The 17,052-nt window shown below is 53.2% G+C and carries 10 protein-coding genes; 3 read left to right on the top strand and 7 right to left on the bottom strand.

The genetic code is table 11. The features are described 5' to 3' along the window. Positions 1-4: 4 nt before the first annotated feature. The 4 genes from AC2FF7_RS03515 to AC2FF7_RS03500 form a co-directional block, all read right to left on the bottom strand. A complete protein-coding gene (locus tag AC2FF7_RS03515) occupies positions 5-1,030 on the bottom strand; it encodes a GlxA family transcriptional regulator (protein ID WP_480867195.1) in 1,026 nt (341 codons plus the stop codon). A gap of 133 nt (positions 1,031-1,163) precedes the next feature. Beyond that, positions 1,164-2,378 carry an HlyD family type I secretion periplasmic adaptor subunit gene (locus tag AC2FF7_RS03510; protein ID WP_496905202.1) on the bottom strand — a complete coding sequence of 405 codons (1,215 nt, stop codon included), beginning with the start codon at positions 2,376-2,378 and terminating at the stop codon, positions 1,164-1,166. Between the two features lie 109 nt (positions 2,379-2,487). Beyond that, positions 2,488-4,158: an ABC transporter transmembrane domain-containing protein gene (locus AC2FF7_RS03505; protein ID WP_496905201.1), complete on the bottom strand. Its 1,671-nt coding sequence runs from the start codon at positions 4,156-4,158 to the stop codon at positions 2,488-2,490. A 422-nt stretch (positions 4,159-4,580) separates the two neighbouring features. Next, complete coding sequence (locus AC2FF7_RS03500) at positions 4,581-6,287, bottom strand: ABC transporter transmembrane domain-containing protein (protein WP_496905200.1); 1,707 nt, start codon at positions 6,285-6,287, stop codon at positions 4,581-4,583. Positions 6,288-6,465: 178 nt separating this feature from the next. On the opposite strand from AC2FF7_RS03500, the gene AC2FF7_RS03495 reads away from it, so the two are divergent. Continuing rightward, the gene (locus tag AC2FF7_RS03495) at positions 6,466-10,284 is read left to right on the top strand and encodes a PA14 domain-containing protein (protein WP_496905199.1); all 3,819 of its coding nucleotides are present in this window, start codon (positions 6,466-6,468) and stop codon (positions 10,282-10,284) included. Between the two features lie 37 nt (positions 10,285-10,321). On the opposite strand, the gene AC2FF7_RS03490 is transcribed toward AC2FF7_RS03495, so the two are convergent. Beyond that, entirely contained in the window at positions 10,322-11,752 is a 1,431-nt protein-coding gene (locus tag AC2FF7_RS03490; RefSeq protein ID WP_480867188.1) for a sensor histidine kinase, read from the bottom strand. 247 nt (positions 11,753-11,999) lie between these two features. Between AC2FF7_RS03490 and AC2FF7_RS03485 the strand changes: the two genes are divergently transcribed. Further along, positions 12,000-13,358, top strand: a complete 1,359-nt coding sequence (locus AC2FF7_RS03485) for a cytochrome P450 (protein ID WP_480867186.1) — start codon at positions 12,000-12,002, stop codon at positions 13,356-13,358. Between the two features lie 16 nt (positions 13,359-13,374). On the opposite strand, the gene AC2FF7_RS03480 is transcribed toward AC2FF7_RS03485, so the two are convergent. Continuing rightward, the gene (locus AC2FF7_RS03480; protein WP_480867185.1) at positions 13,375-14,502 is read right to left on the bottom strand and encodes a response regulator; all 1,128 of its coding nucleotides are present in this window, start codon (positions 14,500-14,502) and stop codon (positions 13,375-13,377) included. Positions 14,503-14,805: 303 nt separating this feature from the next. Further along, positions 14,806-15,552 (bottom strand): acyl-homoserine-lactone synthase, encoded by a 747-nt coding sequence (locus AC2FF7_RS03475; RefSeq protein ID WP_234899400.1) that lies wholly within the window; start codon positions 15,550-15,552, stop codon positions 14,806-14,808. A 557-nt stretch (positions 15,553-16,109) separates the two neighbouring features. Here AC2FF7_RS03475 and AC2FF7_RS03470 point away from each other — a divergent pair. Further along, positions 16,110-17,051, top strand: coding sequence for a response regulator (locus tag AC2FF7_RS03470; RefSeq protein ID WP_170750482.1), 942 nt, complete (start codon positions 16,110-16,112; stop codon positions 17,049-17,051). Position 17,052: the final 1 nt, after the last annotated feature.

Genomic DNA, 17,052 nt, shown 5'->3' with positions numbered 1-17,052 from the left:
TTTTTTAGCCATCTCGGTCCTTGGGATTTCTGTGCATTGGCCAAGCACGAAATTCAAATGGCACCCTGCCTTCGACCCTATCCACGCTGGGTGGCAAGCCAAACCTGTCTTTGTATGACCTGCTGAAATGCACCTGGCTGGCAAAGCCTGATGCAATGGCAATCTCGGCCAAGGGAAGGCGCGTCTGCGTCACAAGGCCCCGCGCCCGATCAAGACGGATATCCCGGTAATACAAGGCTGGTGTCTTTCCGACATGAACCGCGAACAAGCGATCGAGTTGCCGATGCGAGACACCGACGACTTTGCATATTTCGGGCACAGGCAATGGGTCTTCCAAATTGGCCTCCATAGCCTGAATTGCTAGACGCAGTTTCGCTGGAACCGTTGCCCCCAGCGGCTCGGCGCCGTCAGGTTGCTGCCTGTTGGCCGGGCCGCGTAGTGTGTCGTGGAACACGTACCGGGCCGCCGCATTGGCAAGCGCGCTTCCATGCAGACCCTGTAACACTTGCAACCCCAGATCGACCGAAGCCCCGCCACCACAGCATGTGATCCGGTTGCCGTCCAAAACAAACAAGTTCTCGACAACTTCCACGTCGGGGAAAAGCTCTTGGAACGCGTCGATATGTTCGTAATGCACTGTCGCCTTACGCCCCCGTAGCAACCCTGCCTGGGCAAGAATGAATGCTCCAGTATCCAGCGCGATCATACTCGCGCCTCGTCGCGCCCAATTCCTAAGCGCCTTTTCGGTGCGATCCGTCGCATGCTTTTCCGGGGCCCAGCTGGCCGATACGACAACGATGTCCACTTCGGACGCAGCGACCTCGCTCAAGGCGCGTGTCCAGATTGAGGCCCCGTTGCTGGACGTGCAGGATCCTCCGGCTTCGGACGCAAATTCCCATTTGAAATGACCCGCGCCGTCGAGGTAATTCGCAGCCCTCAGCGGATCGATAAAACCCATTGTTGTCGCGATGTTGAAACTGGGCGCGACGACGACCAAAACCCGCGTTTCTTGCAGCATGGTATCAGCCATTCAGGAGCTCCCGCCTCATATTCCCTAAATTCGAACATGATGGGTTTTGTGACCGCAGTGCAAGACCGCTGCGCCTCTCCCGCCGCAGAGATGGATCGCGGCAGTCTTACGGCCCCATTTCGACGTCAGCCGGCTATCTTTCCTTGAATGCGCGATCCAATGTCGTCTGGACCGGCTTAAGAAGATAGGCCAGCAACGTCTGTTCTCCGGTTTTCATTTCGGCAACCACGGTCATCCCGGCCTGCAGTGGTCGAGCGAAAGACCCAGTTCCGACCGACGCCTGCGCCAACGCCAAAGATGCGCGGAAATAGGTTTCGCCCGTTTTTTCATCCGTCAATGGCAAGGGGTAAATCGAGTTCAATTGCCCCTCGACTTTGCCAAAACGGCGCACGTCGAATGTGTCCACGCTGATCGACACCGGATCGTCGGCGTTGACATGCCCGACCTCGGCATTCGGAATACGTGCCTCGACTATCAGCGCCTGTCTGGTTGGTAGGATCTCAAAGATGGTTTCTCCGGGCGCGATCACTTCTCCTGGGTTGGGAAATGCGACCGATTGAATAACTCCACGCGCTGGCGCAACGATGCGGAGCCCGGCGAGTTTACCCGCTACGATCTGTTGAGACACACGCAGACGATCTCGTTCCTGCTCCAATTCGGAAATCCGGGTGAGAACATCATCACGCAAAGACAGTGTCTCTTCTTGCAATGTCGAACTTGCCAAGATGAGCGCGCTTTGCGCCTCGGCAAGACGCACCGAAGCTGCAGATGCGGCTGAGCGTACCGCGTCGACTTCGTCCTCCTCTTCGAGATAATCGCTAAGCGACTTGAGACCTTGAGCCTGAAGCTGAGCATACTTCGCCAGAAGCTCCTCTTTCTTGACCACACGCCTATTGGCAAGGTCCGCCGCCTGCCGCAAAATATCCAGCGTTTCCTTTTGCTGCTCCAATGATGTTTGTTGGATTCTCTGACGTTCAAAGAACAGTTGCAATCTGGATGACGCCGTCACAAGCCCCTGAGCTTCGAGCGCTTTGATCTCGGACACGCTTGGAGGAACAGCCCTGTTGAGCATCGCAAGTACGGTCATCGCATTTGCCAGATCTCGCTGGATTGCCTCGATCTGTTCTGCAGCCAGATCCCTTTCCTGCGTCAGATCCGGATGCTCCAACTCTACCAGTACATCGCCTGCCTCAACTCTTTGACCGTTTCGGACGTGGACCTCCTTTACGATTCCACCATGTAGAGTTTCGATCTGCGGGTAGTCCCCAATTGGCATGATCGTACCCGGGGCGCGCGTGATCTGTGGCGTCATTGTTCGCCCGGCTACCGTCACGAGGCCACAGATCATCAAAAAAAGACCAAAGTCAAAAAAGCCGCAAAACGAGGAGGTTTCTTGCGCCTTCTTTCCACCGCCCTGGCCATCGGTCCCGGCTTGGTATTGGTGTATTCCTTACGTGTCATGATCGACCCTCAGCAGTTTTCAGAGCAGCTTGGATTTTCTTTAACCCGGCATCCCCTGTTGCATTTACAACGACCCTATCGCCGTTCAGAAAAACGAAACGGTCTGCAATGTTGAGGAACGAGCGGTCCGCGCTGGAAATGAGTATCGTTTTTCGCCCTCTTTGCTCCCAAACCCATCTTTTGAACCCGTCACGGCGCATGTCCGAAAGACCGTTTGTAGGCTCGGAGAACAGATAGACAGTAGACGGGCGCGCGATACTGCGCGCTAAGGTCAGCGCTTTGACGGTTTCATCTGACAATTGCGCCAGTGTCACGTCCGTCAGGCGCGTTTCCAGCCCCTTTGCCAACAACCCATTGTCATTCAACAAGTCCATATGATCCAGGGCGGCAACGATTTCGGCATCCGAAAGCGACGAACATGCAAGACGGAAATTCTGCGCGACCGTACCGTAAAACAGAGACTTCTCATAAGGGGCGTAGGTGACTGACTTACGCAGCTCATCCCGCGCTATCTGACGAATGTCGATGCCATCATGTTCGATCGTACCGGCCAATGGCGTGTGCAGCCCGTCGATCAGATCCAAAACCGCAGTCCGGCTGGTGGCATCACTACTCATGAGCAAAACAATTTCACCCGGTTCGCAATTCAAACTGGCCTGCGACAAAATCGGGCCATTCAGCGGGTCCGGCCGATACGTAACCGAGGACAGTGAAATCGCTCCACGAAGTGTTTTTCGATGCGATTGGGCCAAACGCAGTTCCAATTCTTCCTGCAATCCCAGGACCCGGTCCGCCTGCGCTCGGCTGGAAACTGAATTTAACATCTGAGGGAAGCTGGCATACAAAGTCTGCACCGGAGTCAGCACCTTGGAAACCAGGGCTATGGCCGCAATCAAAGCGCCAAAACTCAGATCGGCAGTTACCGCCCCGTGGGCGCTCAGGATGATTGAGCCGACGACCGTCAAAGCGGTCAAAGTTTGCGCAAGTGACTGGGTAAACGCCTGAAATTGGCGCGCGCGACGGGCTGCGGCTTCGGCGAGTTCGATCATTGGCGTCGAACGTCGCATCCATCTTTCCTGCAAGCCCAGGTTTGCAATTACTTTTTGATGCACGATCGCATTATGAACCAACGACTGGCCGACTTCTGCGGCCTCGGCAGCGGCGCGGTCCAAGTTGCGCTGACGCGGAATGGTAAGACAACCGACCAAAATGAACACGACAACCATGCCGAGACACAACAATCCGGCTTCGGGTGCGAGAAAGAACAGAAGGGTCAGAAAAATCAACACAAATGGCAAATCCAGAACGGTTGCCATCACTTGACCTGTAAAAACTTCTCTCAAAGATTCGAATTGGCGAAATCGAGCCAATTGCTGCGTCACATCTGACTTTTGCAGCTGGCTCAGCGGAAGGGACATCAGTTTTTGAAACAGGGCGATCATCAACTGACGCTCACCGTGCCATCCGACGTAAGCAAGCGCGCGAGATCGCGCAAGACGGAAGGCGAAATCCGATATTCCGATTATGGCGACACCGACTGCCAATGAAACCAACATATCAATGGATCCCGACGGAATGACACGATCATAGATCGCCATGATTAACAATGGAGTCAGCAGGCCCAAAACGTTTGTAAGCAGCGACGTAACCAACAACCAAGGCAGCATCGCGCGCATACCCGCGAAAGCCGAACGTACAGATGTAAATTTCTTTTCCGATATCCCTGGTGTCGCGATTTGCAACTTGATTACGGTGCAAAGGCCTGAACCTGGAAGATAGTGACGCAGGTCGGGGTTTTGACTGTCACTGACCCTGATCGTCCGCGCGGAACGCCCAAGGGCAATGTAACACCCGCCGGACTTGGGAAAGACAAGCGCGGGACATTCTTGATCAGTTATCTCGCTTTCCCTGCACCTGACTCTCGAGAAGGGAATATTCAGGTTGCCAAGCGCTTCTATTATGTCGTCGCGGTGCAGTTCGGAAGACAAATGAGGGAACGCTTCGGCAATAGTATCCTTTCCATTTTTCCACCCCTCCGCCAATAGAAGTCGTTGTAGAAGTCCCCTTGCGCTTTGCGTGCTTAGACTTGTCATGCCGCCCCCCGTTGTTTAAGCAGCGCGGCCTGGCGATCCAGCTCTGCATCATCCCTCCAAGACGTGATCTCGTCAGACAGCTTTGCCTTTAGATGAACGACCTGATCTGCCAGTTGTCGTAAGCGCGGGTCCGGACTGGACAAAACAATAGTCGGCCGCGGCGCAAGGGTTCTTAAACAATCCGCCAAAGCCTGGCGTTCTGGTGTGTCCAGAGCCGCCGACGGCTCATTCATGAGCAAAATTTTTGGTTGCAACGCCAATGCCCGTGTCAAAGAAACCAAGTGACGGTTGACTGGGTCTTTCTCGAAACTTGTTCGCGCAGTCATGACGGTGTTGTACCCTGCGGGGAGCCGGTGAATGCGTTTTTCCAATCCCAGCGCAGCAGCAAACTTTTTCGCCCTCTCAACGACTTGCGCGTCCCCAAATGCGCTCAGGTTTTCAAGTAAAGTGCCTGAAAACATTGCAGGGTCCGCCTCAAGCACGATCGTCGCGCCCAGCCCTTCTTGATTGACACGTTTGGCGCCGGAAAAGCCATCGATCAAGACCTCTCCGTTCGAGGGAAGCCGTTGACCAGAGATCGCATCAAAAACGGAGTCAACCATCCAACTCTGTTCGGCTTCCAACAAAACGCAACCAGAGGGCGGTACTAAAAAACTTACCGGAGCCATGAGCGCGCCTGTACTATCCGTGCGCTCGACGGCCATCTCGCGCACCGAAATTTGCCCCATTATTTCAAGTACTTGGCAAGAAGGTATTTCGTTGACTTCCAACTCCTCCATGTCATTTAACCGCCCTCGTGCAACCGAGACATTTTCGGATTGAACCCACAATGTCATCAACTTGGTCAAAGGCTGGATGATACGACCGTTCAACAACATACAGGCTGCAAGCTCGGCAATGCCTATATGGTTCTGGATGACGAGGCAGGCCCCCCAAAGCCCCATTGCCGCGACCATCATTTGTGAAAAAATCGCTCCGAAACTCTGTGCAATCCCCGCAAATTGGATTAATTTGTTACTAATATTTACGGTTTGCTCTTCGAGCATTTCAAACCGGCGCGCCATCTGCGGTTCCATCCGGTTAGCTTTTACAGTCTGCACGTTGGACAGAGTTTCTAACAAAAAGGCGTATCTTCGGGCGTCCAGAGATTTGCGCCGTTCGAACAACACCCACTGAGCGCGCTTCATCACAAAGGCAAAACCAAGCACGATGCAAAACGCGCCGAGAGGAACAAGAAACAGCCAGCCTCCGATCAACCCGATCAACACCGCGAACAACACAGTAAAGGGTAAATCAATAGAAAGCGTCTGGCTTTGCCCTGATTGATAATCCCTCAACTGATCAATGGCGGCAAACCGTTCAAAATAAGTGCTGTCAGGATTTTGCGAAAATGACCGGGTGTTCGCATTTAGAACCTGTTTCAAAAAACGCCGACGGTTGCCTATCGCCGCGCCTTCGGCGGTGCTGGTCAGCATAATTGTTCTGCACTGGCGCAAAACAAGTTCTGCCGCGGCGCTGATGATCAATACGACGGTTAGTACCCGCAACGTATCGGTGGATTGAAACGGAATAATCCGATCGAAGATCATCAGAATGGACAAGGGCATCAGAAGCGCCAAAACATTCAACGAAAACGATGCAGCCCAGATTGGCAATCCAAATCCAGATCGGGACAAATTTCCAGCAAGCGGTTGCGGTTCCATGATGCACTATCACCCTTTCCTGTCCCAGAAGGTTGCGCGACCGCCGCTTTAGGAATGGTAAAGAACCCAGATGCCGTCGTGAATAATTTCCTTTAAATTGCAGATATTTATGAAGCATTTCTGTAGCACCCTTCATGATATCTATCGGTCGGACCGACAGATGAATCGAGGTAGCGCAATGAACAAATCCCCCCACGAAATTTCAAGTTTCGCGCAATCGCAGCTGTCAGAGACGGAAGAAAAAGAGGAATTCGCGGCGCAGTTTTCCCATGGGACACCTCAGGTTTCGAATGATCCCACCCGAGCCGCACTGCACACGGGTGAAGACCGGGCAGGTTCCCTTGAGACGCGGCTCAGACCAGATGGCGCACCGGGCGACCAGCCTGGGCGGGTTCATTCCGAGCAAAAGCAGGCGTCTTACAAAAGCAATGCCGCACCCGAAACAGAACAAACCATGGATCAAACTTTGGCGACCGGGCCAACGGCCGATACGAGACCAAAGGCCGAAGCGCAACTTGGGCCTGATACCGGGGATCACACCGCGCGGTTCGAAATTCAAAGCAATACGCACGAAACACAACAAACGGTCCAGTATGATTCAGGACCAACTCCCTTCGTGCCTTCCCCCTTAGATCCAGGCACTCCGATTGATAACTTCGTCACTTCCACTGAGGATGAAAATAACGCCCCCGAAGAAATCCTGTTGGATGCCCTAGAAGTCAGTGAGAACGCCGCCGGAACTGTGGTGGGAACACTGACGGTCGTAGATCCTGATACATCAGACAAACATTCAATTCATGTGTCCGACGACCGGTTCGAGGTTGTGGGCGGACAGCTACAACTGAAACCCGAAGTGACCTTGGATCACGAAGAGGCAGCCCAGATCGAGGTCGACGTCACCGTTACGGATTTAGGCGGCCTGACACTCACAGAACGATTCACCGTCGAAGTATTGGATGTCAACGAAGCGCCCGACACTATCAAGTTAGACGGCGTTGCTGTCGCGGAAAACGCGGCAGGCGCAATTATTGGAGCTCTTACGGTTACCGACCCCGATGCGGATGATAACTACAACATCAGTGTTTCCGATGACAGATTCGAAGTGGTCGACGGATATATGCAGTTGAAGCCCGGCGTTTCATTGGACTACGAAGACGCCGCCCAGGTCGAAGTCAACGTGACGGCGACGGACACCGGCGGGCTAAGCCTGACCGAGAGTTTCACAATCGACGTTCAAGACATTAACGAAGCACCCCAAGATGTGACCCTGGACAACCACTCGGTCGCAGAAAACGCCGCTGGGGCTGTGATTGGAAATCTATCGACGCTGGATCCCGACATCAAAGACGACCATGCTTATCACGTCTCGGACGACCGGTTTGAGGTGGTTGATGGTGAGCTTCGGCTAAAACCAGACGTACAATTCGACCACGAGGAGACTGACCAGATCGAGCTGCAAATCACAACTACAGATTCTGGTGGCCTGAGTACTACGAAAGACTTCGTCATCTCCCTTGAGAACGTGAATGAAGGTCCTGAAAACCTGACCCTCAGCATCAACACAGACAATCTGGTTTCCAACGGCAGCTTTGAAGAATTCGACCTCGATCAAGGAAGGTGGCGTGGATTTAACAATGACCCGTCGGGGTCTTGGGCGGATTCACACGGCATCGAAATCTGGGACCAGTTCGGCGGCACCAAAGCCTCGGATGGCGACCAATTGATGGAATTGGACCACGGTCACGGCGTAGACAGTATTTCGCAAGTGATCCAAACAGTGGACGGCCAGCTTTATGATCTGGGGCTGGACCTTCGCGAGCGGCTTGCCGGCGGCACCGATACGGTCGAAGTCTATTGGAACGGAAACCTCGTTGCCGAGTTGGATCCCCAGTCATCGGATTGGGAGACGTTTCAACTACAGGTCGTCGGGACAGGACAGGATACGTTGGAGCTCCGCGAACCCGAGAGTCAGAATGACAGCTACGGGGCCTTGATCGACAACATCACCCTGACGGCGGCCATGCAAACGGTTGGCGAAAATGTCGCCGGAGCCATTGTCGGGAAAATCAGTTTTGACGACCCCGATCAGGGGGACACTCACCGGTTCGAAGTATCGGATGACCGGTTTGAAGTCGTCGACAACCTTCTGCGCCTAAAACCGGGTGTTTCGTTGGATTTCGAGGAAGCCGCCTCTGTTAGTGTCAATGTGACAGTGATTGACGAGGGAGGGCTGAGCCAAACCGTCAACTATCAAGTGAACGTCGCCGATATGCCCGACGTCTCGATATCCAGCGGTTTCAGCGTTAAATTTTTTGGAACCACCTCCCAAGACGGTCTGGGGGACGTCGACTGGAACGCTGCTCCTGTCCGTACAGAAGTTGTTTCGACCACCGACTTTGGACAGGTCCCTCACCAGGACAGTTGGTCAAACGATGCATTCGGCATCGAAGTTTCTGGCAATATTGACGTTGAAGAAGGCGGACTCTTTACATTCCATCTGGATGACCACAATTCAGCGACACTGGTGGTCGACGGCGTGACTGTCATTCCGAATGGCTCTGCGCAAACAGGCGAAATCGACCTTGCGCCCGGCACGCATGTAATTGAAGTGCGAAATGCCGGCACACCCGGTGCAGCAGGGCCAACCCTGGAATGGGAAGGCCCCGGTCTTGTTGGGCGACAGCCAGTCACGGCGCCGGACCTAGTGGATGCACAGACTGTATCGGGAATGCCTATTACCTTTGAAATCAGCGCCGGCACCGTCGGCTTTACGGAAGAGTCTCACTTCGCGCTGAGTGATTTGCCAGAGGGCACACAGATCGAAACAGAGTCCGGATCAGTAATTGCAGGCCCTGACGGCACCGTCGAACTGAGCGGCTGGAATGTGCAAGCTCTTACGATCACGCCTCCTGCAGAGTTTACGGGACCAGTGCAGGCAACGTTGCACCACTCCACCCCAACAGGTGGCGACACCAGCTATGATGGGGTGGAAACGCTTGCTTTCGACGTTAATGCAGCACAACGAACCCTTCCATCGGCCCAAGTATTCGGCGGTTTCACTGCGCGCTTTTTTGACGTCGACCATAAACTGAAAAACTTGGACGACGTGGACTGGTCCGCAGACCCCAGCCATCAAGAGCTGATATCAGAAATAAATTTCGAAACCACCAAAGGCTCATTCTGGGCAGATGGGTCAAAAGACACTTTTGGCGCCCAGTTTGAGGGACAAATTTCGATCGAAGAAGGCGGGTCCTACACCTTTTTTGCCGGAGGGGACGACGGTGTCGCTGTATATATCAATGGCGTCGAGGTAGTTGACAACGACGGTCGCCATGGGTTTCGGACCCGTTCTGGTGAGATCGAACTCGAGACCGGAACGTATGACATCGAAGTCCGGTATTTCGAGAACCGTGGCCGAGCTGGTCTGAAACTGGAATGGGAAGGTCCCGACACCAACGGACGGGAATTCGTTCAAGCCGATGCCGGGACGACCATAGAGAAAGATGGCAGTTTCGAACTTGGGATAGACCTTAGCCACGCGAGTCCGACAGCATCCGTTTCGCTGGAAGGTTTGCCGCCAAACACCATGATACTTAGTGGCGAAGACGCAGCCCTGTCAGATGGTGGCTCGGTGGAGCTTCAGGGGTGGAACGTAGACATGCTTGAGATTTCGCCTCCGCCAGGGTTTGAGGGCACGATAAAAGCCGAGATCACTGTCTCAGACAAAGGTTTCAATGGCGCAAATATTTCCTCTGAAACTCAGATTGATCTTGTTGTCGGGCACGCTGACGATACAGAAGGCGCGACGATGCAGCAGGGGCAAGATCTGTCTAACCTGCTGCAAAGCGAAACCGACGAGGTATTGGCGTGGGATGCACACTCTTCTCCTGCAGACGATGGCGCCGAAACCGATGTCATGTCAGAGCCTGTCCAGACCTCACCCGAAGCTGAGATCACCAGCATTCAAAGCGATGCCTACGAGCGTGTGGACTGGTGATATCCGAATATGGCCGGGCGAGTTTAGAATACTGTCCCTACTCTCCGGCCAGCGCATTCTTTCCCAGTGAAAGGCGCTGTTCAGACAGTGCCTTTTTCTTGCTGACCTCCAGCAACGGGAATTCCACAAAGAATACGGTGCCGAAACCTAGTGTGCTTTCGTAGTCAATTGTCCCGCCGAAATGCTCAACAATCTCCTTCGAAATACTCATCCCCAAGCCGGTTCCTCCGGCGTGCCGTTCATCTGATGAATCAATCTGCGAAAAACGATCAAACACTTTGTCGCGACTACCCTCGGGGATGCCGATCCCTTGATCTTTCACGTATACCCGCACCCGCGATCCGACGACCTCGCACCCTACAGTGACGACGCCACGTTCAAACGAAAACTTCGCCGCGTTCGAGATCATGTTGGTCAGAACCTGGATCAACCGCGAGGCGTCACCTTTGATGAACAAATCTTGTTCGGACGAACGTTCTTCGACCAGTTCGACATTATGGGCGCTGGCAAATCCTAGGTTGCAAGCGATTGCCTCATCCACAAGCGAGTTCACGTTGATCCGCGTCTCTTTGATGACCATCTCGCCGGCTTCCATTTTCTGGATGTCCAAAACATCGTTTATCAACGAGGCCAAACGCTCACTGTTCTTACTCGCCAGCTCTACAAGGTTTTGCATCTTGTCTGGCACCTCACCCATGGCGCCTGACTTGATTAGGTCCAAAGAACCCTTGATTGACGTCAATGGCGTACGCAACTCATGGCTGACCGTCGAGATAAACTGAGTCTTCGCAATATAAGCCGCTTTGGTCCGCTCATGCTCTTCCCTGAGCTTTTCCAGCTGCTCTAAGTTGGTCTGGTACAGTTTGAGAAACACCAGCGAGCAATCGATCAGAAAGTACATCACGAAAACGACGGTAAAGAAATGCAGCCACAAGTCCGATGAAAGGTCGGGCTGTTCGATCCAGATGTCTTTGACCACGATCACCATGAACGAGATGCCGTACATGGCGAGGCGCACAATCATGGCCCAAACGAATTGGTGGTTGTTCATGGCCGCAAATAGGGCGGCGGCGAACAAGAAAAAAAGCGGGGTGAAGTGACCGCCTGTTGGTTGTTTCAGCGCAACAGACACCGCGTAAAGGCAGATAGCGGTAGAACTGAGGATCGTATTGAACAAAATCCACGCCACCATCATCGCGATCGACCGGCGTTCCTTAGGCGTGAGGCGTGCTACCCGCTTAGCCAGGTAAAGGTCTTGCGCCTCGCAGATCAATATTGTCCCGTAGAAAAACAGTGCGTTCAGCGGATCGAAGAAAAACGCTGTCAGGATCGTAGTTGCAAGGAAAATTGCCTGCCGCTGCCAAAGCAGCGCAAAGCTCATGGCAGTGTAATCTTTGATATTCTGTAGCAGCCTGCTGTCGCTGTCTTGTGGTGCCCCGTCTAGTTGGGGTGCTTCGATGGCGGTCATCGTAAAGTCTTTTTTGCTGATCAGTTAGAGGAGATTTATCGACACAATGAGGACGTAGTTGGTCGGAATTTCGTTCACAGTTTGGCAATAGTCTTCATCCGGCCGAATTATTGTCGAATACCTTCGCTGGCCTATGCCGGTAAAGACACAACACTGTGCGTTATAAATTAACGATTTTATTGCCTTTTTGACCCCCTTACCCCTTAATGCAAGAACAGGCTAGCGAGACAAACAAAGAGGTGGGGTTGTGGTCGCTATTGGAAAGATAGAAGCCAATCACGAGGGTGTGACACCCGTTTCGGCACGGCTTGCCGAAGAGCCGGTCACATTGCTTCAATTCGCCCGCTCGGCAGGGCGCAACATGCTTGAGGTCATTCCCGCAGAAACGCTGCGCGAAACTTACGTCCGGGGTCCGCTGAATATCCACTATATCTGCGAACCCGAAATGATCACCGAGTTGCTGGTCGGTCAGGGGCGCGCTTTCCCCAAAGCGAAATTCACCAAGGACATCATCGGATCAGCTGTCGGGAACGGTCTCATCCTGTCCGAGGGAGAGAAATGGCGGAAGCAGCGGCATCGCTACTCGCCCTTATTTGCGGCACGCAACTTGCCGGTTCTGGCACGCCATTTTGCCGCAACAGGGATCGAAGTAGCGGATTCATTGGCCGAGCATCCCGGGCCAGTCGATGTGGCCCAGGTTGCGCCTGCCTCAACACTGACCAATATCTCTCGCGTCATTTTTTCGGGCAATGAAGAAGTCAGCGCCGAGCAGATCCGCGTTGGGCTGATCGCATATTTTAATTATATTTCAGACCTTTCCCTGTTTGACTTAATGGGCCTTCCGAAATGGTTACCGCGCAAGAAATGGCTCAGCAGCAAGGCGCCAGTTACTACTATGCGCGATCTGGCCCGCCAGGTGATCGACCTGCGTCGTGCTGAAAGCCGCGATGAGCCTGAAGACTTTTTGGATCTGATGATTGAGGCTTTAAAGTCGGATTTTGAAGATGCTGAGACGACAGTGGACAACCTTCTGACCTTCGTGGTCGCGGGACACGAAACTTCGGCCAATGCGCTTGCATGGGGGTACTACCTGCTGGCGCTGCACCCAGAAATGCAAAACCGCGTCCGACACGAGATCATGTCGGTTCGACCGGATGGCCCTGTGGAGTATTCCGATTTGGAAAACATGCCGCTGCTGAGGGCCCACATCAAAGAAACGCTTAGGCTGTATCCATCAGCCGCCTTTTTCGCCAGGGACGCAGGCGCTGAACTGGACATAAACGGTGTTAAGATCGAAGACGGTGACGCGTTGTTCTTCCCCGTATACTCGTTACATCGGAATGAGAAACTGTGGGACGAACCTGATCAATATCGTCCTGAACGTTTTCTTGGCGGGACCATACCCCGAGGGCAATATATACCTTTTGGTGCCGGACCGCGCATATGTATTGGCGCTCAATACGCCGAGACGGAAATCATGGTTCTCATGGCCTCAGTGCTGCGCAAAGTCGCGTTTTCGCTGTCAGACGAACCGTTGCCAGAACCGGTTTTGACTTTCACGATGCGCACAAGCGGCCCGCTTATTTTGAATGCCTCACCTGTTTAGGCAGGACATTGTTGGCTCAACCCCGGTTCAGGTAAGTCTGGCTACCGTACATCTCTCGCAACACCGTTTCGAACAAGCTGCCTCGTGGCTTGGTCTTGTTGGACGAATGTGGCGTCTGTTCTTGCGTCGCCTGCTGCCCGGCCGGAGCGCCCTTTTCACGCAGTTCAAGCTTCGCGACGGCCTTGTCGAACGCAGCAAGAGCACCCGATTTAGACAACGCCCTCATTGAGATTGGTGTACTCATGACCGTGCGAATATCGCCTGATACGTTCCGCTGCGCTAAAATCTGAGCGAAGTTCTGATTAAGTTGATCTTCACTTGGCAGTTTCGCTGCGCAATACCGCCCGTGCGTCACGACCAAATAGATGCCGCTACCACGGTATGAGAAAATAGCTTCGGCCTCGGCTGTCCCCGCTTGAATGCTTTTTCCAAGATCTGCGATGATGCGACGAAACTCTCCGAAGTCGTTCAGATCAAAGCGAAAGGCTGCATCTTGCAACCTGATGGCGGTCACCCACGAGTCAAACAAACGACTGCGGCCCAGTTGTTCGATATAGTTGTCGAATTCGACATAACGCAGACACCGTTTCAGACCGTCGACAGACAGAGGGTCCTCAAAGCTGAACTGCTGGTTGTAGTCGAGAACGTTTTGCAGGTTCTTGACCGAAACCGATGAAATCCGGCTGCGGACCCTTTCCTGCATCAACAGATGGGCCGCATTCATGCGACTGCGCAACTCGAAGAAATCAAACGGTTTTGTAACGTAGTCAAACGCACCTTCGGCAAAAGCGTCTTCGACATGTTTTCGGTCGCTCATGGCGGTCAGCATTATGGCAGGCGTTTCCGAGTTTCCGGGTGTGTTCCGTATCTGCCGCAGCAATTCGATCCCGTTGGTACCGGGCATCTGAATGTCCAATAGAAGGCAATCGAACGGTGTTTCCGCCTCTTTGATAACCTGCAGCGCTTGGCTGGCGGAACTGGCAACAGAGACCTGACAGCTTTCAAACTCGGCCAAAGCTGTTTGCAACAGCTCAAGAATTCCGGGTTCGTCGTCAACGGCCAGCACTTTCAGAGGCGTCCGCTTCAACGCGCGCATGTCCAATTTGCGCTGGAATTCATCACTTGTCGGAGTCGTATGCTTCATGACTAGTCAACCGCTTTCAACCTGTTAAACAGGCTCAGAATAGAAAACGACTAGGACGAAACAGCGGCAAAAATCGCAAAAACCTTGGATAAATTGGGTTTTTTCTTGGCGTTATTTTGGCGAAAACTCTCAGATCTAATGTCGCCGAGCACCGAGACTTAAAAGGTTTTTATGTTTAATTTTAACGATTTAGCAGCATATCACCCAGCTTGGGGTCAAATCAAACCCTGACATAATCTACCAGTCGCGGACAAATCGCTCAAGTTGTTTTACCGGTCCTACGATCGAGGGCTCGGATCAGTGTCAAGACGTGCTGTGGATATTGAACAAAACCGACTGGCTTACTGTACCGTCTATCGAGAACTTTGCCCCGACCGGAGCAGCCCCAACACCCAATCTGCGCGACCAACGTGCCCAAACTGAAGGAACGATGCCCAGGATGCGGGTCGCGCCGTTTTCTTCTGCCGTAGCGGTCATCCTGAAAAACAGCTCTTGCTGCACGGCCAACCTGCGAGAAGCCGGTACGCTCTCGGTGACAAAAAACCGGGAGGCTTCCCAGATCTTGGGGTTTGCCGGTGCCTCGAAAAACAGAATGTCCGTCGGAAGATCGCGCAACAACCCTTTCTGTGCATCCCGCAGCATATAGGTGTAGGCCCCACACCGCGCGTTCGTCGGCAAAAGGCGAACGCCTGCCAAAACCTCGCCGAATTCATGCAGAACGACCCAGCGGCAGGCCGGTGTGTCATATTGGTCAAACTCCATCCCATCCGCCTCACCTACATTCCAGTGCAGGCGATCGATGAAGATCGTTTTTCGAGTCTCGAGATATTTTGCCAACAATGTGCCGTGCTCGTGCATGTTGCGAAAGCTCATTGCGGTCGCACGGACATTCCCTAGCTCGCGCTTGCGATCAGGCGTGTCGCGCTTGAACGCAAATAGCTTACGCCGTGCCGACGGTTGGGGCACGGGTTGGGCCGTATTGGCTGGCTCCAGGTCCGGAAATACCTTGGACGCTGAGTATGCCTGTTCATACCTGAGTGGTCGGTCCATATTTTGCTCTTATTTTAGACACACTTATGACAAGATATGAATCGCTGCGTCTACAACTAAATGATGTTTTTTCCGGTAATCGCGTCATTGTGTGGCGAATTCACATCCCATACAAAACATTGAGCATTCAGGGCGAGTTTTTGGCACATTTAGCATGCGGTTTTGCGAAAAATGCACTGCATCGTGGTTTCAACCTGATTAGACAACGTCTTGAATCATCATTGTATTCCTTAATTCGCCAGTTTTAGAGCTTACACCATCGTAAAATTTAACCTCTCGCGGGCTGGTGGTTGTAAAACTGTCATTCTGCATCACTTCGCCGCCCAACCTGTGATTGCCGCGACCGGCCCTAACGAGCCAAACATGTCAGTTTCTGCGGCTAGTATGACTGAACCCGAAAAAAAATATTCGGTCACTTCCGCGCCCAGCATACGTCATCCTTTTGCCGTTTTTCTCGGACAGCCTGCGTGTAAGCGATATTCAACGCCCCTCCGGCCTTTGTGCGGCACTTTTTGAGTCCTCAAGGTCAGTATGGTGGCAAAGATTGGTGACTGTTTATGCGTATACTTGCCGTAGATGACGACCCCAGCATCCTGGAGCTTCTGACTTGCGTTCTGGGGGCTTTTGGGTACGAAGACGTAGTGACTGCTCGCAGCGGTCAAGAGGCGCTCGACATCCTTGCGGAAACGACCGAGATTTTCGATTGTCTTTTGCTTGACGTCCAAATGCCCGAAATGAACGGCATCACACTTTGCGAGCATGCGCGCAATCTTCCTGACTATCAGTTTACGCCGATCATCATGATCACTGCTATGGTGCAAAAGCAGTACATCGACGAAGCGTTTGAGGTCGGCGCCACAGACTACGTGACGAAACCGTTCGAGTTTGCCGATCTGAAACAACGGCTTTCCGACGCCTACAGGCTGGCAGCTGAACGACGCGCAGCCATCGAAGTGATCGAAGCGGATGTGTATGCCGTCAACGATTCCGAGATTAACACCAATTTCCGCCTTAGCGATCCGCTCTATTTCGGTGACCTGCCCGGTTGTATCGGCTTGGCCGAGTTTGAGAACTATGTCGTACAGTTGTCGACAATGCACTCACGCGCGTCCAAGATGATGGCCGTCAAAGTGGCTGAGGTCGAAGACATCTTCCGAACCGCAACTTCGGTGGAATTCCGCGAAGCCATGGCGACCGCTGGCAATGAACTACTGACTGTCTCGCAGGAAGGTCGGAATTTTGCCACCTATTGGGGCAATGGCGTTTTCCTACTGATACATGAAAGCAAGCCGGGTGTTTCCGCTGCCGAGTTGCAGCACAAACTTGCCAATCGCTTCGTAAAAGGCTCGCATGGCAGTGTTTCGGGTCGAGATTTCTCGTATCATGTTGGCGAAGTGGTCGCATTGCGCGCCTCGTCAAAGATGGAAGCTTTGTTCCTGATCGACAAGGCCGTTGAACTGGCAGACATTCCAAATACTCCGGTTGCCCGGTTCGGCTAAT

It is taken from the genome of Ruegeria sp. YTSC325, assembly GCF_059609525.1.
The sequence above is the reverse complement of the archived record's forward strand: the minus strand, read 5'-3'. Positions and strand labels throughout refer to the sequence as shown.

Bases quoted from the DNA above. Each gene is read 5' to 3' on its own strand.
- AC2FF7_RS03510 (WP_496905202.1), bottom strand. From the start codon at position 2,378: ATGATCTGTGGCCTCGTGACGGTAGCCGGGCGAACAATGACGCCACAG.
- AC2FF7_RS03495 (WP_496905199.1), top strand. From the start codon at position 6,466: ATGAACAAATCCCCCCACGAAATTTCAAGTTTCGCGCAATCGCAGCTG.
- AC2FF7_RS03475 (WP_234899400.1), bottom strand. From the start codon at position 15,552: ATGGACCGACCACTCAGGTATGAACAGGCATACTCAGCGTCCAAGGTA.
- AC2FF7_RS03490 (WP_480867188.1), bottom strand. From the start codon at position 11,752: ATGACCGCCATCGAAGCACCCCAACTAGACGGGGCACCACAAGACAGC.
- AC2FF7_RS03515 (WP_480867195.1), bottom strand. From the start codon at position 1,030: ATGGCTGATACCATGCTGCAAGAAACGCGGGTTTTGGTCGTCGTCGCG.
- AC2FF7_RS03480 (WP_480867185.1), bottom strand. From the start codon at position 14,502: ATGAAGCATACGACTCCGACAAGTGATGAATTCCAGCGCAAATTGGAC.
- AC2FF7_RS03505 (WP_496905201.1), bottom strand. From the start codon at position 4,158: ATGCTGCCTTGGTTGTTGGTTACGTCGCTGCTTACAAACGTTTTGGGC.
- AC2FF7_RS03470 (WP_170750482.1), top strand. From the start codon at position 16,110: ATGCGTATACTTGCCGTAGATGACGACCCCAGCATCCTGGAGCTTCTG.
- AC2FF7_RS03500 (WP_496905200.1), bottom strand. From the start codon at position 6,287: ATGGAACCGCAACCGCTTGCTGGAAATTTGTCCCGATCTGGATTTGGA.